Here is a 20,937-nt window from a genome sequence, read left to right as displayed (position 1 = left end):
ACGTGAGGGGGCGACGCGCAACGCGGTCGCAGGATCTTGGACGCCCGGACGGAAGGCAGAGCCCCGGGGGGGCGGGGGGCGGCGGGGACGGAGGCTCCTGTCCACGGGAGCGGTCACGGGATGTTCAGAGGGTCGAACCCGAGGCTCTCCTCGTCGAGGAAGTGGAGCTTGCCCCTCGCGCTGCTTTGCAGGGACCGGAGCTCCAGGGCGATCATCTGGAGGCCCCATTGTAGCGATTGCACGGCATCCACGGCGGAAAAAGCGTGCTCCATGCGACGCTGCCCGGGACCGATGATCTCGAAGGGGAGGACCCATTTCGAGGCGTCCTTTTCTTCGGGCGCCCCGACGCGGAGCCATACCTTTTCCGATGGCCGGGCGTCGTCGAACACGAATTCGTATTCACGTTCAGCGATGACTAGCATCGTTTTTCCTGCTCGCAGTCGACGATGCACTTGGCGTACGCCGGATCACGCCCTCGGGACGCCGCCGACCAGATTGAATACCATTCGATGCAGCTCCGCGACGATATGCGCTCGCTCCTCGTCGGTCGCCCGGAATCCTCGAAACACCTTGCGTCCACCCTTCCCGGGCATCACCTCCTCGGTCACGTAAATGCGGCCGTCGCTGCCAATCCCGAGAAGCACCTCGGTGCCCCACAGGAGCAGCGCCGCCCTGCCGCGAGCGGCCAATTCACGCGGACGAAGCGCGTAGCCGACGAAGATCTCGCGCCCGACGTACGAGGCTGGTTTTTCCTCGGGAAGGGCAATGAAGAGCCCGCCGTCGCTCGCGAGCATGATTTCCGTCGGGAGGCGCGGGTCGGGTTCTGGAAGGGGTCGCGTTTTCATGGGACCTGACGAATGACCACGCCTGGACGACGGCGTCGGACGGCGTGCTCGCCCAGAAAAGAGCAAGCCAACCCGGCGCCGCCGTCCAGGCGTGGTTTCTCCGAACAACAGCAAAGCGCGCTGCAGCCCGAAACGGTCCGCGCGCACGCCGCTCGCTACGTACTGCACCCGAGGCGCGCAAATCCGTCGCGCGTCGTGACGGGTCACGGTGTTTTTTCGGATCGAGGCCCGCGGCGCCTGCGCGCCCTACGGGTGGAGGCTCTGGAGCTCGCGACAGAAGACGTTGCCGGGACCGGCCATGCGGCACGCCTCGGCAACGCTCTTCTTGTCGCCGCGGTCGTGGGCGATCGCGGCGGCGCGCCCGAGCGAGCGCGGCCCTGCGTTCTTGTACGTGTCGTCCGCCGGGCACGGGAGCGCGCGCGGCGGCGGCGGGGACGGGGGGCAGAAGGGCGGCGGCTCGACCGTCGGACGCGGCTGCATGAGCTCGGTCACGACCGGCACCACGCCACCGGGCCGGAGGTCGGGCACCACGAGCGCGAGGTGGTTCGCCCAGGGCGCGTCCCTCCGCGAGAGCAGAAAAAGGAGAAGAGCGACGACGCCGGCCGCGACCGCGAAACGGCGCGCCCATGGCCCCCATGTGTCCGTGGTGGGCCTTGCAGGCGGAACGGGGACCGGGAGGGAGGTCGAGACGGGCGTCGGCCGCGCGCCTTGCGTGTCGTCCTCGACCTCCGCGCCACCAGACCTCTCCATGAGGAACGGCAGCACCACGCCCCGCCGCGCGTCCTCGACGCCGACGCGCTGGAGCGCCTCGCGCATCTTCTTGTTGACCCGCCGCAAGGCCGCGTCGACGGCGTCCGCCGTTCGGCCGAACGAGGTGGCGATTTCGCGAATCGAAAGCTCGTCGAAGAACCGCGCCGCGACCATCTCCCGCTCCTGCGTGGGCAGAGAATCGAGGATCTGGTAGAGGAGCGAATCCGTCTCTTGTATCGAGGCTTCGCGCTCCGGGGTCGACGGGGCGGCATCGTCCTCGTGGGGGAGCTGCGCGAACTGCTCGCGTACCCTGGCGCGCTTCTGGTAGGCGTAGGCCACCGTGCGCATCTGGTAATGCACCCAGCCCCCGATTTCCTTGGCAGGGTCATATTCCTCGCGCTTCTTCCAGCAAGAGAGGAGCGTCTCCTGCACGAGGTCGGGCACATCGGCAGCGGGGAACCGGCGTGAGAGCCAAGCTTGCAGCTTGATCCGTTGCGACTCCAGAGCTCTCGTGAATTCGCGTTCGTCCATGGCGACCTCGCTCAAACCAGACAACAAAGGGTGCGGGGCCCTGCGAGCGCGACATCTCCCTCGACGTCACCGCCCGCAGGAGCGCAGGACCCGGCGTGATACACGGGCGGAGCGGCCGTCTTCGCGCCGAGCGCGCGGCCCTTGGAAGCGACGTCGTGGCAGGTCGGACCATCCGACCCTGCGCTGGCAATCCAAGGAGACGTGGTGCAGGCCGCATCGGCGAAGAGGGAGATCTCCGAGGAACACGAGCTGCCCTCGGGCGCGCCACAGGTGCAGGCCGTGCAGGTGCGTTCGTCCTTGAATTCTTCGTAAAGGACGAACTGCTCCACGTACCCTTCGGCTGGGCAAGCGTGCAGGCCCGTCAGATACACGCACTGCCGAAAGTCGGCGGATGGCTTGGGGGCGCAATGCTCGTCAGGCGCGCATTTGCCATACGCGCTGCCCTCGCACACGCGCGCCATGCGGCTCCAAGAGGGTTTGGGCGGGGCCATCGTGGTCGCGCCCGTCTTGTCGAGGGCGGCGCAGCCGATGTCTTCTTTGCCGAGCGGCCCGATCGTCACGGATTGCACGCAGGGTGTTCCCGCGCCGCAAGAGAGGTCCGCGGCGATGGCATGGTCCGCGGCGCAGGTGCCATCCCACGCCGCGGGGGGATCATTCGGCGTCGCGGCGGTGCCTTCGGGCGGCGTGCAGGGAGCGGCGTGGGCGGTGATCGTCTCGGGGAGGGAACAGGTGCCGTCCGAGGGACCGCAGGAGCACGGGCCGCAGTGTTTGGGTGGAATGACGAGGTCCGTGTACCAGACGAATTGCTCGACGGGCGCGTTGTCGGGGCAATCCGGCGCGGTGCCGTCGTTCGGGCCGATCCAGACGAGGACGGGGTAGGAGCTGTCGCCGGGGTGGAAGGGCACGCAGTCGCCGTCACAGGTAAAATCGCAGTTGCTGCTACTCGGGCCTGCGTCCTCTTTCTCGCCGCCATCGGTGCCGGCGTCGGGGGTGCTACCCCCTTCACCCCCCTCGCCGTCGGGGGGGACGATGACCTCGATGACACCTTCCCCTTGCCCACAAGCGCTCGCCACCACGCAGGCGGCAAACACGAGAACCGCACCCAGCTTGACCAGCACATGCCGATCCTTGTGCATCTCTGATACTCCTCATTCGATAAAAGAAACTGCAACGCCGAGCCCCAGCGCGACGCGCATGTATGGCGATCGCCAGTGGGTCACGATGTCCGTGGAGCCGCCGTCGAGCGGGCCCCGGATCGTGATGGCCCTTAGCTGCCCGCTCACATCCCCGTAGCCGAACAGCGTAAAGCGCGACGAGAGCGGGTACCTACCCACAACCCGCCCGCCAAATCCCATCGAGAAGCCGTCCGATGCGCTGACCACGATGGGCGGCGGCGCATCGAGACCGATGATCGAGGCGTTGATCGCGCCGCAGACGTCGAGGAATCGGACGCCGACGCAGGGGAGGAAGCCCACGGTGAAGAGCGACGCGCGGGCATCCTTCAGCTCTGGATCCCCGACCCCGGCGACCGGGGTGATCACGCCCCGAAGATCCATGCCAAACGCGAGGTTCTTCCACCGAATGCCCAGCAGGCCCCCACCTCCGATGGCGACCTGCGGCATTCCGTAGGGCATGACCGTGGCACCCAGGGCCATCTCGATCTGAAAAGGCAGCTTGTCCGTTTCCTCGGCCGGCGCCCGCTGCACCCACCTCGGCGCCGTCCCCTCCCACGGCGTCAGCGGCGCCTCCGACGGCTCCCCCGCCATCGCATCCAGGAACGCCGCCGGCATCTCCATCCGCAGCTCGGGGCGCTCCACCTCGAACCGGGGCGGCGAAAGGAGCCACGGCGGCGGCTCCTCCCCCTGCCAACCGCCCGGGCCAAACCGGATCCGGATCAGGGTCGCCGCATCATAAAGGAGCTCCCGGCAGTCCGGGCTCGTGACGACCCGCCGCCACTCCCCCTCCCCCGTCGGGTTTGGCGCGGAAAGCTCGGCCTCGATCCCCTTGCCGTTCGTCCGGGTCTCCACCCGCAGCGTGGCCGCCGCGTCCGCTCGAACGAGCAGATATCCGAACTCGCCCGCGAGGATCAGGGCAAACTCGTCCGCGTTCGGACAACCGCGCCCCGGGAGGTGGACCTGGTACTCCAGCCCGAACGCAATCTGCGGCGGCGCCTCGGCGGCGACGTTGCCCGAGAGCGTCAGGGCGGCGCATGCAACGGCGACGGCAACCCGGTTGATCATGACGAACCCCAAGATACCCGGAAAGAAGGGTGATCCGCAAGGGGGGTTCGTCCAACGGGAACCGACGCGGAGCCGTGCCGCCCGTCTGGGCTCGAACGACAACGGCTCCGCGCCAGCTTCCGAGACGCGTCTTACCGCGGACAAACTTGGTTGTCAAGCCCGGGGACAAACGTTTCCGTCGGGTCCCACAAAAAAGAGCCGGCGCGAGGCCCTGCCACCTGGCCACCCGCCAACACGACCCCGCGCCGGCCTCGCCCCCCTACCGCGGACAAACGCGACGGTCAAGCCCGAGGACAAACATTTTCGTCTTGCCCACGCGCGGGTGGTGTAGGGTTCGGCGTACGAGAAGAGGGGAGCACGTCATGAAGCGCCGTCGAGCATTGGCCGCCCTCGTCGCCATCGCCATCGCCATCGTCGTCACCGTGGGGCTGATGACCCGCCGGGCGGAGTCGGAGATGCTCCAAGCAACCACCTGCGAGACCGACCTCCGCGTCGTCTTCGAGATGTGCGAGCGAGGCCGGACGAATGGCCCCTGCGAGCACGTGTCCAAAGCGTTCGAGGAGGCGTGTCAGGCCGGCTGCGTGGCGGGCGTCTGCCCGGAGCAGACGAGGTGCACGGGCGGGGATCCCGTGTGGTGTGCGTCGTGCACCGATATGCGGGGCGCTCTCTTCTGGAGCAACCTCTTCAGCACCGCGGCCTGGTGCGATGGGGAGCTCGGCGTGGGATACGCCGAGGTCGACCCGGAGGTCTGGGATGCGTGCTTGAAAGAGGCGGTCGGGCGGCAATGCCCGGAGATCAGGGGTACGGATTGGTTCGCGCGGATGCGGGAGCGAAAGGAGTGACCGGCAGTTCAAGGGAACCGACGCGGAGCCGTGTCGCGAATGTGGGAGTGGTGCAACAGCGGCTCCGCGCCAGCTTCCGAGGGTGGTCCTATCGCGGGCAAACTCCGTTGTCAAGCACCGCGACAAACGTTTTCGTTCGAGTTCGAGCGCGAGGACAAACGTTCGTCCCGTCCGCCCGACGGGTGGTGGAGGGGTCGGTGTCCTGAGGAAGAGGGGAGCACGTCATGAAGCGCCTCCACAGGTTGGCCGTCGCTGTCGCTGTCGCTCTCATGCTCACGCCGGGGATGGGGGCGTCTGGGAGGAAGACGGTGGTTCCGAGGGAGGAGCTTTGGGAAGGGGATGGCCTCTCGTCCCTGGACGAGGCCGCATGCGTGGACGAGGGTCCGGTCGGGTGCGCGCCCTGCGACGACATGCATGGGGCGGCGTTCTGGTACACGCTCGACATGGCCACCATGCGCTGCGATTCCAGAACGCTCGCCAACCTTGATGAACCCTTCGACCTGGAAGCGTTCGCGGCATGTGATTGGGCCAAGGTGGAGCACCTCTGCCCCGCGCTCGTCGATACGGACTGGGACGAGCGGGTCCGCGCTGCCTTCGATCCGCGGTCCTATGACCTCCCCGCGCGGCCTGCATCACCCACGCGTCGCGCGCTGGGCGCGAAGTGAGCGACCAGCGGCGCGTTACTTGGCCGAGCCGGCCTCCTCCTGAAGAAGGTCGTCGAATGCTTTTTGTATCTGCTGCTCGCGCCATGCAGGGTACGCGGGGCATCGCTCCGTCATGACCGCATCCCTGCAATCGCGCCAGGCCCGGAACTCGTGCGAATCCCATTCGCCGTTGCCGTCCTGATCACCCATCAGGTGATCGCAGCGATCCGCGGAGATGTTGCTGTTGCGCCAGAAGGTGGCGCCGCTCGGATCCTCGCAGGGGGTTCCGCACCATATCGGATCGAGCTCGGTGCAGGTGATTTGCTCTGGGCAGAGGTACATCACACAGCCTGCCTGGCAGGCGGCCCTGTCCTCATCTTCGACAGAGATGCCGCACGGCCAGTGGGCTCGGCTCTCGCACCAATCGAAGATGAACCCGAGTTCCGTCTTGCAAGACTCTGCGCTTGGCGGACGCCTGTCGTCCGCGCGCGGCCCCAAGCCGAGATTCAAGATGGCGACGGCGGCGATGACGATGAGCGCGGCTCCATGACGTTTCATGTGATGCTCCCTCCCGTCGCGCGCGGAGTGGACCCTACACCACCGGGTCCGCGAACGCGAGCGGCCCGTCGCGTGTCCCTGAGCGCCGACGACCTCTTCGACCCGCCACGCCCAATCGACACCCACGCGCGGCGCATTCGCCGCTCCCCCCGACGTTCGCATCGCCCTGCCCAACCCCCTCCTCCCCCTCCCCCGACGCAATCGTCGACCCGCCCAGCATCCTCGTCCCCTCCCCCCCAACGCAATCGCCGCCCGCCCCCTCGACCTCGTCGACGCCACCCACGCAATCGTCGACCTCCCTCGACGACCTCACCGACAACCCCCACGCGATCGTCGACCTCCCCCGACGACATCGTCGACCCAGCCCGACGACTTCGTCGACCTCCCCCGACGATCCCGTCGTCGAATTCGTGCTGAATCACGCCCGCCCCTCGACGACGCAATCCCCCTGGTTACGTTCCCCGTTCTCCCGCAACCCTTGCAAAAGAGGTATCGCGATGTCCCATGTAGCTGCAAAGCCGTATCCCGGTCCGTTCGAGTTCTCCCTCAAGGATTGCGAGGCCGACCTCGTCGACCTCCCTCCAGGCGCGATGAGCCACCTCCGCAGCGAGCAAGATGGCCTCACCGAGGTCTTCGCAGAGCTCGCCGCCAGCGTGCCGGCGCTCGGTGACGAAGCCGGCATCCTGCCGAAGGTCTATCAGCGCCTGCTCGATTCCAATGGCTCGATCGACAAGCTCGCCATCCACGAGGTCGTGCTCGCCAAGGCCCTCGAGGTCGTCCGGGAGTCACGGGCGAAGAAGGTGCACGAGCGCGAAAACGACATCGCCTCGATCGTCGACACCGTGAAGTCGAGGGCGCGCCGCGGCGAAGACAAAGCGCTGCTCAACGCATTCGAGAAGACGATCAAGTACAACGCGCAGATCGCCGAGAAGGCCGCGAAGACGCGTCGCAAGAACGCCGAGGCGGCCAAGGCCACGCCCACCACCGGCTGAACGATGCAAGAAGGGGGGCGGCGGCGCGTTCCCCTCCACGCGCCGCCGCCCCACCCGACCCTCCCCTACCAAGCCAGCGCGAACGTAACTGCCGGGTCGCCACGAACGATCAGGGAACGCAGGCTCGAGGGTTCCCAGACGGCGAGACAAGAGCTTATCTTTGCCCCATGCAGACTCCCCCCGATCTGCCGCGCACGTACCAGGTGCGGGCCAAAGACCGAGAACCCCTGCTCCGATGGATGGTGGATGCGCTCGCTCAGTGCGGATGTCGTATCATCCACACGAGCGGGCCGCGGTCTGCACCTTTCCGAATCTCATTCGAGCTTCCAACGGGTGAGCGCATGGGCATCATCGCTTACGCGTTCCTTGCGAACACCAGGCTCACGAAAAATCGGCCCGACGACGAGCATCGTTTCCAGGTAAAGTACGGCTCGAAGGACGGTGAACTCCATCCGCTCTGGCAGGATCCCTTCGGCCTCTACACGACGCTGTTCGTAGGTATCAACCCCGAGCGAGGGTTCTTCGTGGGCGCAGATCCCGTGCTGCACAGCCCCACCAAGTTCTTCATCTCGGTAGAGTTCAAGGAAGCCCACGCAACAGCGATCGAGCGCTTCGGTTGGCATGCGTGGGAGCGTGAACGACAGGGAGCAGACGATCCCGTCGAGATACTCGCCGGTGGCCAGCCTACCGCATTCCTCCGGTACATCCTGTTCGAGCGCGAGGCGCTCGGCGAAGACCAAGGCCATCGTCACCTCCTCGCAGATAGAAGTGACCGCCTGCTCGTTCCGCGCAATACGCGAGGCGGCGGTCAGGCCACGCGGTCTGCGGTCCCGTCGGCTGAACGCCTACACACGCTCTCTCACGAGTTCGCCATGACCGAGTCCGAGGTGCTCGACCTGATCGCGTCCACGCCCTACGTTAAAAAAGCCGTGCGGGGCTCCGTTGCGGAGGAGCACCTGGTCCGCGTTCTTGCCAGGCTCCCAGGCGCAACGGACGTACATCGCGTGCCGGGGGACGGTGAGGTCGACGTGTCCATCCGACTCGACGGCGGCCGTCCTATCGGCATCCAATGCAAAAACGTTCTACGACAGCGCTCTCGGGACGGGCTGGCTCGCCTTGACTTTCAGCGCACCCGTGCCGCGAAGGCCGATCCATGCTCGCGATACTACTCGCCGCACGACTTCGACATCGTCGCGGCATGCCTCCATGCGGTGACGGAGGAGTGGACATTCAAGTTCGCGCTCCCCAAGACGCTCGATCCGCACGCAACTTGCGTGGGCAAACTCGCGAGCAACGTACGGATCGACGACCGCTGGTCGGCCGACGTACACCAGGTTCTTCATCTCGCAGGCTAACAGGACTACCCGCCGGACGACCCGCGTGGTACTCGACCTGCCCGATGGACCGCAAACCGGTTCTCATCAGCCTCTACTCCGGTGCTGGCGGACTCGACTACGGGTTCGAGGAGGCGGGGTTTCGCACGGGCGTTGCCGTCGAGATGGATCACGACTGTTGCGACACGCTCCGCGCGAACCGCACCTTCCCGGTCATCGAGAAGAGCATCTTCGATGTGCCCACCGGCGACATGCTCGCCGCAGCTCGCACGAAGCGGGGCAAGCTGGACCTGGTGATCGGGGGTCCTCCATGTCAACCGTTCTCGAAGTCCGGATACTGGGCGCGTGGCGACACCAAGCGACTTGAGGATCCACGCGCAGGAACGCTTGGCGCCTACATGCGTGTCGTCGAGGAGGCCCTTCCCCGCGCGTTCGTGCTGGAGAACGTCGAGGGCCTTGCGTACACGGAGAAGAACGAGGGCCTCACGCTCGTGCTCGACATGATCGAGCAGATCAACCGGCGACAGAAGGTCCACTATATCCCCTCCTTCCGCGTTCTGTGCGCCGCTGATTTCGGGGTCCCGCAGCTCCGCTACCGTCTGTTTCTGATAGCCTCGCGCGAAGGACAACCTTTCTCTTTCCCATCTCCGACCCACGCCCCGAAGAACGAAACGGCACAGCAGACATCCCTCCTTGCTCTGCCGCCCTATCGGACTGCATGGGATGCGCTCGGGGATTTGCGGGTGGACCCTAGCGAGGAGCTGGAGATGAGGGGGAAGTGGGCGCGCCTGCTTCCTTCGATTCCCGAGGGAGAAAACTACCTCTGGCACACGGACCGCGGCGGCGGAATGCCACTCTTCGGTTGGCGCCGTCGCTTCTGGTCTTTTCTCCTGAAGCTCGCGAAGGACCGGCCCTCATGGACGATCCAGGCGCAGCCGGGGCCTGGCACAGGTCCATTCCACTGGGCAAACCGACGTCTCTCCATGCGCGAACTTTGCCGCCTGCAGACATTCCCGGATGACGTACACATCCAGGGGAACGACCGCGCCATTCAACGGCAGGTTGGAAACGCGGTCCCGTCGCTTCTGGCCGAGATCCTTGGTCGCGCTGTGCGGACACAACTCCTCGGCGATGCCCGAAGTCGCGAGCCGCTCCACCTGATGCCGCCGATCCGAACGCCCGTCCCACCGCCCGAACCCGTGCGTCCGGTCCCGCAGGAGTACCGCTCCCTACGCGGCGTCCACCACGCGCATCCGGGCACGGGAAAAGGCCACAGAGCCGTCGCATGGGCGGAAGAGGCGCAATAGCGCCGCCGCCCTCCTTGTCACCTCACGCCAATGCAAACGCGTGCGCCCGATGCGCGTCCCGATACGCGAGCCGCGTGATGGCCTCGCGCAGGAGGTCCTCGCGTAGCTCGTGCGCAATCACGCCATGGCCAATGCCGTTCAGAAGCGGCACATGCGGCGGCCGGCCAAAGGATCGCTCCGACAACCCGTCGAGCAGCAAGAGCCGCCCCTCCGAATCGACGTTGCCGAGCGCGTCGTGCCACAGGCGCAGCCCGAGCCGCTCGAGCAGGCGGTGGATCGACTCGCGCTCCGCCTCCGTGTTCGTCCCGTGCAGCGCGCCGAGCGTCGTGTCGAGCGCGATGCCCACCGCGAGCGCTTCGCCCTGGCGGATGCGGCGCTCCGTGTGGAGCTCGATCCGGTCGGCCGCCCACGCGCCGAACGCGAGCGGCCCCTCGGGGCCGTAGATGTCCTCGTTCGGCACCGTGGCCGCGAGGTTCGCGTGCAAGGTGGCGCTCTGCTGCAGGAGCTCCGCGACGGCGTCGCGCTCCCCCGAGACGAGCCGGTGCGCGTGCGAGACGATCCAGTCGACGAGCCCCTCGTCCCACAGGAGCGCAGCGCGTACGGCCTGGACGAGGCCGAAGACCTTTTCGCGCGTCTTCTGCGTCTCGACGAAGCGCCGGTCGCACACGACCGCGCAGGGCGCGCGGAACGTGCACAAGAAGTCCTTCGTGCCGAACGCGTTGATCGCGCTCTTCGGCAAGACCGCGGGGCCGGCCTGCGCGAGCGTCGTCGTGGGCACGCGGACGACCCGCGGCGCGCTCTGCATCGTCGACGCGGCGAAGCCCACGAGGTCGAGCAGCGACGCGCCGCCCACGACGAGCAAGATCGAGCGTCGGTCGAGCTCCAGGGCGTGGAAGTACGCCTGCAGGCGCGACGGAAGCGCCGCGTCGTCCTTCACGCGCTCGCCCCCGCCCTGAACGATCGGCGGAGCCACGAGATCCAGCGCGTCGGTGTGACACCGGGCATACCGCTCGATGTGCAAATTCAGCTCGGGCTGGGCAGCGAGCGCACCCCGGTCGACGATGGCCGCGATGCGGTGACGGACGTCGGGCTCGCGCTGGACGATGAGGTGACGCAAGTCACGGTTCATCGGCGAGAACACGTCGCTCGTGAAGCAGACCGGGTACTCGAACGGCGATGCCGAGGCTCTGACGTGGACAATCACAACGCGCTCTCCAGAGGTGAGCACGCCTGCATGCGGCGTACCGACCGGTCGAACGCGATCGTGAGCACAAACGAACAATCCCCGGGAGGCGGCGCCTACCGGGGACTGCTTTCGGGTCTCGTGTCTGTCTTGTCGGGGCGAGAGGATTTGAACCTCCGACTCCTCGGTCCCGAACCGAGTGCGCTACCAGGCTGCGCTACGCCCCGTACGCCGCGGGCTTTCGCCACCGACGTGGGGGCGGACCATGCTCGCAGCGGACGCTTCTGTCAAGTCCTGACGAGCAGAGATTTCATCCGAGGCGCCATCGCCCTGGGCGCCCTCACGTCCGCCGGGGACGTCGCCTGACTGTAAAAATCTTGAAACGCAAGTAAAAAAGTCGATCCCAGAGCGGACGGGCTCGTGTTAAAGTGCTACTGGAATCGAGACGAGACCTGGGGGCGCTCAGAGCTCCCCCCAGGCCGAACCTGCGGCGACTCCAGGGGGGGGTTCGAGGGAGAAGCCCGGCGGTCCGGGGGAACCCCTCGGGCGTCGACGTGAGCTTTTTTAACGTTTGGGGGCTGTGCCCCCAAACCCCCGGTCGATGTGGCCGCGAATAGGAGGACAAGGTGGCAATCGAGCTTCCGGCAGTTCGCATCCTGATCGTGGACGATGACCGAGCCATCTGCGACTACATGCAGACGCTGCTCGAACGGGATGGGTACCAAGTCAAGACGCTGGTGGATCCCTCGGCCGTGGAGGAGGAGGTCCGCACCGGCGGGTATCACCTCATCATCCTCGATCTGATGATGCCCAAGCTCGACGGCATCGAGGTGCTCAAGCGCATCCGCAAGGTCGACACCGACATCGCGGTCGTCATCTTCACGGGCTTCCCGAACCTGGAGAGCGCCGTGCAATCGATGAAGCTCGACGCCGTCGACTACATCAAGAAGCCCTTCAACGTGGACGAGTTCCGCGAGGTGCTCGCCCGCGTCATGCGCAAGAAGGGCCTGGCGCGCACCCCCGAAGAGCAACTGCACCGCGTCATCGGCGACACGATCCGCAACCTCCGCAAGGAGAAGGATCTGACGCTGAAGCAGATGGCTCGCCGCACGGGCCTCAGCGTGTCGCTGCTCTCGCAGATCGAGCGCGCCGAGTCGAGCGCGTCGATCTCGTCGCTCTACAAGATCGCGGTCGCCCTGGAGTCCCGCATCCAGGACCTCTTCGGCCAGTACTAGGGCAAAGAGCCCTTCTCGATCGCGCGGTCGATCCGCGCGATGTCCACGCCAGCGATGCGGTCGACCGCAGCGCCGCGCTTGTCGTACACGACGACGTACGGAAGCTGGGGCACGTTCGCGAGGTAGCGCTTCGCGAGCGGCGTGTCCCAGTCCCCCACGTCGAGCCGTCGATACGCGACGTCTTTGCGCGCGCCGAGCACCTTCACCATGTGCTCGTCCACCTTGCGGCACGGGCCGCACCACGTGGCCGAGAAGTCGACGACCGTGACCTTGCCGCTCGCGAGGTGCGGCGCGAGGTCCGGGACGTCCCTTCCGCCCTCCACGACCGTGTGCACGTCCGCGCCCTCGGGGAACGGGACATGATCGAGGTAGCGGCCCTTGCCCGCCCCGAGGATCGCCTCGAACCCGTCCTCGGCGGCGAGCTTGCGCACCGCGGTGAAGACGTCGAAGCCGGGCGAAGCCACGACCACGACCTCCGCGTTGCGGCGATCGAACCGAGCGTCGTAGACGCCCGGGCGCTCGCGCAAGTCCGCGACGATCCCGTCGCCGCAGTCGCTGCAGTCGATCTTGTCGAGCGAGACGACGACGGTGCGCGCGTCCTTCGGATAGGAGCGCGCGCCGCCGCACGCCGTGAGCAGGACGAACACGGACGACGTGAACAGGTGTTTCAGCGAGGTGCGCATCGGAAGATCTCACGATGCCGCCCCGGTCACACCCGAGCAAGGCCACGGCGTAGGCCTGAATCCACGCGGCAAGGCATGCTCGCTCGGTGTAGGCTCTCGCGCGTGAGCCAGAGCCAGATCCTGACCCGCACCCTCGCCGCCGATCACGTCACGCCTGTCCGCGCGTACAACGCGCTCCGGGCGCAATCCGCCGGTCGTTCGTCATTCCTGCTCGAATCCGTGCTGCCCGGCGAGCGCTGGGGGCGCTACTCGATCCTCGGCTACCGCGCGCGCACCGAGCACGCCTATCCGCCCGGCGCGAACGCGCTCGAGCTGCTCGCCAGCGACGCGTCCGAGCTGGAGAACGCCGAGGGCCTCGCCGCGCGCTTCTCGCAGGCGCTCGTCGGCTACCTGGTCTACGACGCGGCGAACGTGGCGAACGGCATCAAGCCGTGGCCAAACGAGGGCATGAGCGGGCGGCTCATGCGCGACTGCACGGTGGTCGTGTTCGACAACCTCACGCAGATGCTCACGATCGCAGGGCGATCGAAGGGCGCGATCGATCGGTGCGCGTGGGAAATGACGCACGGGCCCGAGCTCGATCCGCTGCCCTCGCCGGACCCGACGCTGGAAGCGCTGTTCGCCGAGCCGAACATCGACGACGACACCTACGCGGCGAAGGTCGCGAAGGCGAAGCAGTACATCGAGGCGGGCGATTGCTTGCAGATCGTCCTCGCGCGTACGTTCCGTGCGCCGATGCGGAACGCGGATGCGTTCGACGTGTACCGCGCGCTGCGGGTGCTCTCGCCCTCGCCGTACCTGTTCTTCCTGGACTTCGCGGAGACGCCGTTCGCCGAGGGGATGGCGATCGCAGGCGCGTCGCCGGAGACGATGGTGCGCGTGTCGGGCGGAAAGGTGACGCTTCGGCCGATCGCGGGGACGCGCAAGCGCGGGGCGACGCAGGAGGAGGACGAGGCGCTCGAGCGCGAGCTCGTGGCCGATCCGAAGGAGCGCGCCGAGCACGTGATGCTCGTGGATCTCGCGCGGAACGACGTGGGTCGTGTGGCCGCGCCGGGGTCGGTGACGGTGACGAGCGAGATGAAGGTGCAGCGCTTCTCGCACGTGATGCACCTCGTGAGCGAGGTGGAAGGGACGCTCGCGGAGGACAAATCGCCGATCGACGCGGTGCGCGCGGCGATGCCGGCAGGCACGCTCTCGGGCGCGCCGAAGGTGCGGGCGATGCAGATCATCCGGCAGCTCGAACCGGGCCCGCGCGGCGTGTACGGCGGCGCGATCGGGTACGTATTGCCGGATGGAACGGTCGACTTCGCGATCCCGATCCGCACGGTGATCGCGCGCGGCGCGGATTTCGAGGTGACGGCGGGCGCGGGGATCGTGGCCGACAGCGATCCGCTGCGCGAGGCCGAGGAGACGCGGATCAAGGCGCGCGCGGCGCTGGCGGCGATCCGGAGCGCGCAGGACGCGGTCGAGCGGCGCGAGGCGGAAGCCGCGGCGATGCAGAAGCGGCGCGAGGAGGCGGAGCGGAAGAAGGCCGAGGCGGAGGCCGCAGCCAAGGCAAACGAGGAAGGTGGGGCGGGATCGGGCGAGCCGGGCGCGGCGAGCTGAGCCCGCCTCCGATCAGGGCGAGAGCTTCGCGAGGAAGCCGTCGCCGTTCGTGAGGTACGCATTCAGCGGCCCGCCGCCGAAGTCGATCGAACCGCCGTAGAGCGCGCCCGCGAGGATCGTGTTCCCGGCGGTGTCGACGGCGAGGCCGCCGAGCCGCTGATCGCCGCTGTCGCCGAAATGCCCGGCCCAGAGCGTCGCGCCCGAAGGATCGAGCTTCGCGGCGAAGACGTCGTACGTCGTCGTGGAGGAGCCGGGGACGTAGCCGAGGCCGAGATCGACGCTGCCCTGGTAGTTGCCGGCGACGCTGATGTTGCCGGAGGCGTCGACGTCGAGCAGCACCTGCTCCTGATAGTTCGGACCGACGAGGCCTTTGGTCCAGACGTGGTTGCCCGTCGGGCTGAATTTGGCGACGAACCCGTCGAGGTTGTCGATGCCGGTGAGCGTCGGCCCGCCGAAGTTCGCGCGGTAGTAGAAGTAGCCGCCGAGGACGAGGTCGCCGCTCGGAGCGACGCGGATCGAGGACAGGAGCTGGTCGTACGGGCCGCCGAGGCTCTTCGCCCATACCGCATTGCCTGTTGGGTCGATCTGCGCGAGGAGGATCTCGGCGCCCGAAGCAGGGAAGGCACCCGTGCCCACATTGGCCGAGCTGTTGTAGGTGAAGCCGAGGATGACATGGCCCGCGGCGTCGACGTCGATCACCGGGGATCTCTGCGATTTCGTCGCGACGAACCGCTTGCCCCAGACGAGGTTGCCCGACGCGTCGAATTTCCCGAGGACAATGTCGTCATCGGCGCCGGTGAGCGCGCCCGCGCCGAAGTCGAAGGGCGCGTTGCTGTAGCTCGCGTAGTAGACATTGCCCGTCGCATCCACGGCGACGCTGCCGCCGTGCGTGCCCCCTGTGAAGGGCCGCGCCCAGAGCGTATTGCCCGCGGCGTCGAGCTTCACGACGAAGGAGCCGAGCCCCGTGACCGTCATGGGTCCGGTGCCGAAATCACAGGTGCCGCTGAAGATGCCGGCGGCGAGCACGTTGCCCGCCGCGTCCGTCGCGACGGAGTATACGGTCCCGCCGCTGGTGCCGGCGAGGTTCGGGCAGAGGGGCTTCATCCAGGCGTGCGAGCCCGCCGCGTCGTATTTGACCACGGCCATCCCGCCCGTGATGGGGATCGGGCCGCTGCCGAAATCGACGCTGCCGTTCGCGCCGAGGCCGACGAAAATGTTGTTCGAGCCGTCGGTCGCGACGGCCCCGTAGGTCTGCCCTCCTACGCCGAGGAGCCCGCGGCTCCAGACGTGCATGCCGCCGGGGCAGCCGCCGAAGCCGTCACAATCCTCGTCCTCGGGCGTGCTGCAATCCTCGACCTGCGGCACCTGATCGGGCACGCATTCGAGCTCGGCATAGTAGCCGCAGGTGAGCGTGCCGGCGGCGCAAATGCCGGGCTGGCCGGTGTCACAAGCGAGGCCGTACGACGGATCGTCCTCATCGACCTCGCCGTCGTGGTCGTTGTCCATGCCGTCGCAGACTTCGTCCTCGGGCGGGCCGACGATCGCGGGCGGCGGGCCCGGGACGAGGGGATTCGTCTGCGGGGTCGGATCTCCGGGCTCCGCGCCGCAACCGGCGAAGCCACAAGCGGTGGCGAGCAGGAGAACAGGAATGGAAGCGGGGGAATGAAAAGCGCGCATTCGGACCTCCCTGCGGGCGCCCCATCGACAATCACGTCGATGGTCGATTCGCAGAAGAGCCGAGCGTACACCTGTCGTGGTGGGTCGACAGTCATTTTCGGAAAGTCCGGAGGGGAGATCAGGCGGGGTGTGCGCCCACCCCGAAGGCCCATCGGACGTTCCGGCGCGTCAAATAAAAGATCACCACCGCTGCAATCGCAATGGCGAGCCAGATCGGCCAGGCGGCCGGCGCCGACGCGACGGCGATGATCGCGAAGAGGGCGTTGACCGCCTGGACGCCGAGCGTCACGACCCACGCCCAGGCCCGCAGCATGAAGAGCCCCCACGCGACGGCGAACATGGCGAGCCCGACCGCGACATCGAGCGCGATCGCCCAAGGCGGCAGCGCCGTCCCCGTGACGGCCGGGATGCTGGAGAGAACCGTGAGCACACCGCTGAGCGCCATCAGCACGGCCACCGCGATGACGCCCGCTGGCCTCGTCTTGACTTCTTCCATGATGGCGCGTCGATGCAAAAGACGCGCAACACGAAATTCCGCTCCGGCCTTCCTCCCTCAGGAGGTGTAGGCGCGGAGAACCGTCAAATCACGGGAAACCATGCGAAATGCCGCGCGCTCGGCCTCGGCGCGGATCTTCTCTTCATCGAGCGTCAGGATCGTCCCGTCCGCGTAAACGAGTTTGCCTGCGACGAAGACGTGGCTCACGTCGCTGCCTTTCGCCGCGTGGACGAGGTTCGCCACGAGGTCGTGGCGCGGCACGAGGTGTGGTTTGTCGAAATCGAAGAGCACGAGATCGGCCGCGCGTCCGGCTTCGAGCGCGCCCGCCTCGGGAAAACCCATCGCGCGGGCGCCGGCCTGCGTGGCCACGCGCAACGAGGCGTCGCCCGCGAGGGCCTCCGCGTCGCGGCACGCGAGCTTCTGGAGCAGCGTGAGAAACCGGACGGCTTCCTTCATGTCCATGTCGTTGTTCGACGCGGGCCCATCGGTCCCGAGCGCGACGGAGACGCCCGCGCGGAGCAGGCGCGGCACGTCGCCCGGGCCCATCGCGAGTTTCATGTACGTGATCGGGCAATACGCGACGGTGGCGCCGCGCCGCGCGAGGATGGCGACGTCGTCGTCGCTCAGGTAGAGCGCGTGCGCCGCGATCGTGGGCACGTCGAGCACGCCCGTGTCTTCGAGCAGCCGCGTGGGCGTGACGCCGTGCGTGGCGAGCGAGCGGCTCACCTGCTCCTCGCTCTCGGCGAGGTGAATGTGCAGGCCGAGGCCTTTTTCCTTCGCGAGCGCCGCGATCTCGCGCAGGAACGCGGGCGGGCAGACGTAGGGCGAGTGGGGCCCGAGCATCGCGCGGATGCGGCCCTCTGCTTTGCCGTTCCATCGCTCGGCAAAGGCGAGCGCGCCTTCGAGGTCCACGCCGACCTCCTTGCCCGTCCCGAACTGGCACCACGTGAGCGACGCGCGCAGCCCCGACGCCTCCACGACCTCGGCGACGTGGTCCATGTAGAAGTAGTGATCATTGAAGGCGACCGTGCCCGAGCGGATCATCTCGCACGCGGCGAGCTGCGCTCCGACGCGCACTTCGTCGGGGCCGAGCGCGGACTCGGCGACCCAGACGCGCTCGTTGAACCATCGATCGAGTGGCAGGTCCTCTGCGTAGCCACGCACGAGCGACATCGACGCGTGGCAGTGGGCGTTGAAAAATCCGGGTACGGCGACGTGGTTCGTGCCATCGATCGTCGTGTCGGGCGCGAAATCTTCAGGCGTTTTGCCGACGGCCACGAGAAACGCGCCGTCGATGGCGATGGCGCCGCCCCGGATCACCGTGCCTTTTTCGTCGAGGGTCACGATGTCCACGTCCTTGATCAGGGTCTTCACGGCTCGTCCTCCGGGCTCCGGGCGCGCTCGCGCCGTGGCGCATCCTACAACGACTCTTTTTGGTCCCAAAGCCCGCGGCGCGCTTCCCGGGATGGGACGGACAATGGTACGCTCGATGCCGCTTCGAGGACTTTGGGGGGATCCCCGGGAGAGCGCGGGCCATGGCTTTGACCGACCTCATCACCATCTCGTCGAGCGTGCTGCCAGACACGACGCGCGTGGTCGCATTCCGCGGCGTCGAGGCGATCTCACGGACGTACGAGTTCGAAATTTTCCTCTCGCTCGAAGGGGAAGAGGGCGACGGGCTGGATCTCGGCGACGCGATCGGGGCCAAGGCGCAGCTCGTGATCGATCGGGCGGACGACAAGCTGCCGCCCTTCGTGTTCGCAGGGATCCTCGCGAGCGTGGAGCTCTTGCACGCGGTCGAGGGCCGCTCGCTCGTCCGCGCGGTGCTCGTCCCGCGGTTATGGCTGCTCAGCCTGTCCAAGCACAGCCGTATCTATACGAAGAAGAAGCTGCCCGAGGTGATCGAGTCGATCCTCGAAGACAATGGCCTCTCCGGCGACGATTACGAGCTGCGGCTCGGCTCGTACGAGACGGAAGAGCACATCTGCCAGTACCGGGAGAGCGACCTCGATTTCATCTCGCGCTGGATGGAGCGCGAGGGCATTTTTTACTACTTCATCCACAACGAGGACGGCGAGAAGCTCGTCATCAGCGACGGGGCGTCGTACGAGGACGACATCATCGGCAAGCCCGTGCGGTATTTCCCGCAGACGGGGCAGGACCGGAGCGCCGGGGCCTCGTTCCGCGCGTTCACGAGCCGCCACCGGACGCTGCCGTCGCTGGTCAAGCTCAAGGATTATGATTATGCCCGGCCGAACCTGACGATCGCCGGCTCGGCGCCGGTCGCGTCGAACGGCGCGGGCGAGGTGAGCCTGTATGGCGAGCGCTTCTTCTCGGCCGCGGCGGGCGAGCGATTGGCGAAGCTCCGGGCCGAGGAGATGCTCGCGCGCGAGGTCGTCTACCAGGCCCGCGGCACGCGCTCGCACCTGCGCGCCGGGCACGTCTTCGAGATCGAGGAGCACCCGCGCGCGGCGCTCAACGCCCGTTACCTCGCGGTCGAGGCGCGCCACCACGGCAACCAGGCGGCGAGCGGGTCGGCGTTCCAGCAACTGCTCGATCTGGATCACGACGAGGTGTATTTCGTCGAGGTCGAGGCGATCCCGGAGGGCACGCAGTTCCGGCCGGAGGCGCGCACGCAATGGCCGCGGATCTACGGGTACGAGAATGGCACGGTGGACGGGCCGGCCGACAGCGAGTACGCGCAGATCGACGATCAGGGGCGTTATTCGGTCAAGTTCAAGTTCGACGAGACGAACCTGAAGGACGGCAAGGCGAGCACGTTCGTTCGCATGATGCAGCCGCACGGCGGCGGCGTGGAGGGGTTCCATTTCCCGCTGCGCAGGAACACCGAGGTCGTCTTCAGCTTCCTCGGCGGCGACCCGGATCGCCCCGTCATCTCGGGCGTCGTGCCGAACGCGCACACGCCGAGCCCGGTCACGAGCGGCAATCACACGAAAAACGTGATTCAAACGGGCGGGCGGAACCGGCTCGAGCTCGAGGACAAGTCCGGACAGCAGCGCATCACGATGTCGACGCCGCACACGAACTCGTACGTGCGCATGGGGTCGCCCAACGACGGCCACACGATGATCATCCACACCGACGCCGCGACCCTGCTCGACGCGGGCGGCGACTGGAACATCGAGGTCGGCTATCACGACGGCGGACCGGTCGGCAACAAGACCGAAAAGGTCAAGGGCTCCGTCACCGAGACGTTCGAGGACGTAAAGACCGAGACGGTCACGAAGCTCGTCACCGAGAACTACAACGATCGTCAGGTCATCACGGTCGCGAAGGGGCAGGACCTCTCGATCACGGCCGGCGGGCAGAAGATCGGCATCGGGGGCGGCATGGGCGTCGCGGTGGACGGCGGCGTCTCGTTCAACGTCGGCGCCGGCACGGGGCTCGCCGCGCCCGGCAACAGCGATTTCAACGTCGGCGTGACCGGGGGCAATTTCAAGGCGACGACGAACCAGAACATCGACATGAAGGCGACCGCGGGCACGCAGTCGTACGTGAGCACGGGGAAAGCGACGCTGAAGAGCTCGGACGGCGACGTCGACATTTTCGCCAAGGGCAACATCAACGTCACGACCGAGGGCAAATACACGGGCTCCGTCAGCGGCGACAAGACGACGAACATCCTCGGCACGAGTTTCAAGATCGTCGGCAGCGACAAGCGGGAGATCACGTACGGCACGGGGATCACGTTCAACGCGAACGCGAACGCGAACTTCACGCTCGCCGCCGAGTTCAACCTGAAGGTCGGCGTGTTCATCGACGTGAAATGCTCGGCCGATTTCACGTTCGCCACGGGCATCAAGGCCGAGTTCTCCAGCGTGATCGATCTTCGCGCGACGCCGATGAAGGTCTCCGAGGCCACGGCGGGGTTCGCGTTCATGTCGGCCGGCGTCTTCATGGTCCAGACGCCGACACTCGTGTTCACGGGCGCGGCGTTCATGTCGCGCGCCGCGATCCAGCTCATCAACTGAGCGCGCTCGCCGAGACGAGATTC

The 20,937-nt window shown here is 67.2% G+C and carries 19 protein-coding genes and 1 tRNA gene; 8 read left to right on the top strand and 12 right to left on the bottom strand.

Annotated features, from left to right (window positions below; translation table 11 throughout):
* Positions 1–113: 113 nt before the first annotated feature.
* The 5 genes from QHF89_RS01445 to QHF89_RS01425 all read right to left on the bottom strand — a co-directional run bounded on the left by QHF89_RS01445 (position 114) and on the right by QHF89_RS01425 (position 4,366).
* The gene (locus tag QHF89_RS01445; RefSeq protein WP_136965277.1) at positions 114–422 is read right to left on the bottom strand and encodes a DUF6968 family protein; all 309 of its coding nucleotides are present in this window, start codon (positions 420–422) and stop codon (positions 114–116) included.
* Positions 423–467: 45 nt separating this feature from the next.
* Positions 468–794, bottom strand: a complete 327-nt coding sequence (locus QHF89_RS01440; protein WP_136965276.1) for a hypothetical protein — start codon at positions 792–794, stop codon at positions 468–470.
* A gap of 297 nt (positions 795–1,091) precedes the next feature.
* A complete protein-coding gene (locus tag QHF89_RS01435; protein ID WP_136965275.1) occupies positions 1,092–2,126 on the bottom strand; it encodes a sigma-70 family RNA polymerase sigma factor in 1,035 nt (344 codons plus the stop codon).
* An 11-nt stretch (positions 2,127–2,137) separates the two neighbouring features.
* Positions 2,138–3,262, bottom strand: coding sequence for a hypothetical protein (locus QHF89_RS01430; protein ID WP_136965274.1), 1,125 nt, complete (start codon positions 3,260–3,262; stop codon positions 2,138–2,140).
* Between the two features lie 12 nt (positions 3,263–3,274).
* Positions 3,275–4,366 (bottom strand): hypothetical protein, encoded by a 1,092-nt coding sequence (locus QHF89_RS01425; protein WP_136965273.1) that lies wholly within the window; start codon positions 4,364–4,366, stop codon positions 3,275–3,277.
* Between the two features lie 362 nt (positions 4,367–4,728).
* Here QHF89_RS01425 and QHF89_RS01420 point away from each other — a divergent pair, with 362 nt between their 5' ends.
* On the top strand, positions 4,729–5,208 hold the full coding sequence (locus QHF89_RS01420; RefSeq protein ID WP_136965272.1) for a hypothetical protein: 480 nt from the start codon (positions 4,729–4,731) through the stop codon (positions 5,206–5,208).
* A gap of 308 nt (positions 5,209–5,516) precedes the next feature.
* Positions 5,517–5,873 carry a hypothetical protein gene (locus QHF89_RS01415; protein WP_136965271.1) on the top strand — a complete coding sequence of 119 codons (357 nt, stop codon included), beginning with the start codon at positions 5,517–5,519 and terminating at the stop codon, positions 5,871–5,873.
* Between the two features lie 15 nt (positions 5,874–5,888).
* Here QHF89_RS01415 and QHF89_RS01410 read toward each other — a convergent pair whose 3' ends face one another.
* A complete protein-coding gene (locus tag QHF89_RS01410) occupies positions 5,889–6,410 on the bottom strand; it encodes a hypothetical protein (RefSeq protein ID WP_136965270.1) in 522 nt (173 codons plus the stop codon).
* A gap of 497 nt (positions 6,411–6,907) precedes the next feature.
* Here QHF89_RS01410 and QHF89_RS01405 point away from each other — a divergent pair, with 497 nt between their 5' ends.
* The 3 genes from QHF89_RS01405 (at position 6,908) to QHF89_RS01395 (ending at position 10,043) form a co-directional block, all read left to right on the top strand.
* Positions 6,908–7,402, top strand: a complete 495-nt coding sequence (locus tag QHF89_RS01405) for a hypothetical protein (RefSeq protein WP_136965269.1) — start codon at positions 6,908–6,910, stop codon at positions 7,400–7,402.
* Positions 7,403–7,743: 341 nt separating this feature from the next.
* A complete protein-coding gene (locus QHF89_RS01400) occupies positions 7,744–8,757 on the top strand; it encodes a hypothetical protein (protein WP_136965268.1) in 1,014 nt (337 codons plus the stop codon).
* A gap of 44 nt (positions 8,758–8,801) precedes the next feature.
* Positions 8,802–10,043: a DNA cytosine methyltransferase gene (locus QHF89_RS01395; protein ID WP_136965267.1), complete on the top strand. Its 1,242-nt coding sequence runs from the start codon at positions 8,802–8,804 to the stop codon at positions 10,041–10,043.
* 22 nt (positions 10,044–10,065) lie between these two features.
* On the opposite strand, the gene QHF89_RS01390 is transcribed toward QHF89_RS01395, so the two are convergent.
* Positions 10,066–11,247, bottom strand: a complete 1,182-nt coding sequence (locus QHF89_RS01390; protein ID WP_136965266.1) for a 3-dehydroquinate synthase family protein — start codon at positions 11,245–11,247, stop codon at positions 10,066–10,068.
* A 132-nt stretch (positions 11,248–11,379) separates the two neighbouring features.
* A tRNA-Pro gene (locus tag QHF89_RS01385) sits at positions 11,380–11,453 on the bottom strand.
* A gap of 399 nt (positions 11,454–11,852) precedes the next feature.
* Between QHF89_RS01385 and QHF89_RS01380 the strand changes: the two genes are divergently transcribed.
* Positions 11,853–12,461, top strand: a complete 609-nt coding sequence (locus QHF89_RS01380; RefSeq protein WP_136930390.1) for a response regulator — start codon at positions 11,853–11,855, stop codon at positions 12,459–12,461.
* Here the strand turns inward: QHF89_RS01380 and QHF89_RS01375 are convergent.
* A complete protein-coding gene (locus tag QHF89_RS01375) occupies positions 12,458–13,144 on the bottom strand; it encodes a thioredoxin family protein (RefSeq protein ID WP_136965265.1) in 687 nt (228 codons plus the stop codon). The genes QHF89_RS01380 and QHF89_RS01375 overlap by 4 nt on opposite strands.
* Positions 13,145–13,246: 102 nt before the next feature.
* Between QHF89_RS01375 and QHF89_RS01370 the strand changes: the two genes are divergently transcribed.
* Positions 13,247–14,749 (top strand): anthranilate synthase component I family protein, encoded by a 1,503-nt coding sequence (locus QHF89_RS01370; RefSeq protein ID WP_211365393.1) that lies wholly within the window; start codon positions 13,247–13,249, stop codon positions 14,747–14,749.
* Between the two features lie 12 nt (positions 14,750–14,761).
* Here the strand turns inward: QHF89_RS01370 and QHF89_RS01365 are convergent, their stop codons facing one another.
* The 3 genes from QHF89_RS01365 to QHF89_RS01355 form a co-directional block, all read right to left on the bottom strand.
* The gene (locus QHF89_RS01365; protein ID WP_136965263.1) at positions 14,762–16,426 is read right to left on the bottom strand and encodes a hypothetical protein; all 1,665 of its coding nucleotides are present in this window, start codon (positions 16,424–16,426) and stop codon (positions 14,762–14,764) included.
* Between the two features lie 118 nt (positions 16,427–16,544).
* Positions 16,545–16,922 carry a hypothetical protein gene (locus tag QHF89_RS01360; protein WP_136965262.1) on the bottom strand — a complete coding sequence of 126 codons (378 nt, stop codon included), beginning with the start codon at positions 16,920–16,922 and terminating at the stop codon, positions 16,545–16,547.
* A 57-nt stretch (positions 16,923–16,979) separates the two neighbouring features.
* Positions 16,980–18,296 (bottom strand): amidohydrolase, encoded by a 1,317-nt coding sequence (locus QHF89_RS01355; RefSeq protein ID WP_136965261.1) that lies wholly within the window; start codon positions 18,294–18,296, stop codon positions 16,980–16,982.
* A 161-nt stretch (positions 18,297–18,457) separates the two neighbouring features.
* Between QHF89_RS01355 and QHF89_RS01350 the strand changes: the two genes are divergently transcribed.
* Positions 18,458–20,914, top strand: coding sequence for a type VI secretion system Vgr family protein (locus QHF89_RS01350; protein WP_284719890.1), 2,457 nt, complete (start codon positions 18,458–18,460; stop codon positions 20,912–20,914).
* The last annotated feature ends 23 nt before the right edge of the window (positions 20,915–20,937 follow it).

This window comes from Polyangium sorediatum, from assembly GCF_029946465.1.
In the GTDB taxonomy this organism is placed as follows: Bacteria; Myxococcota_A; Polyangia; order Polyangiales; family Polyangiaceae; genus Polyangium; species Polyangium fumosum.
The sequence above is the reverse complement of the archived record's forward strand: the minus strand, read 5'-3'. Positions and strand labels throughout refer to the sequence as shown.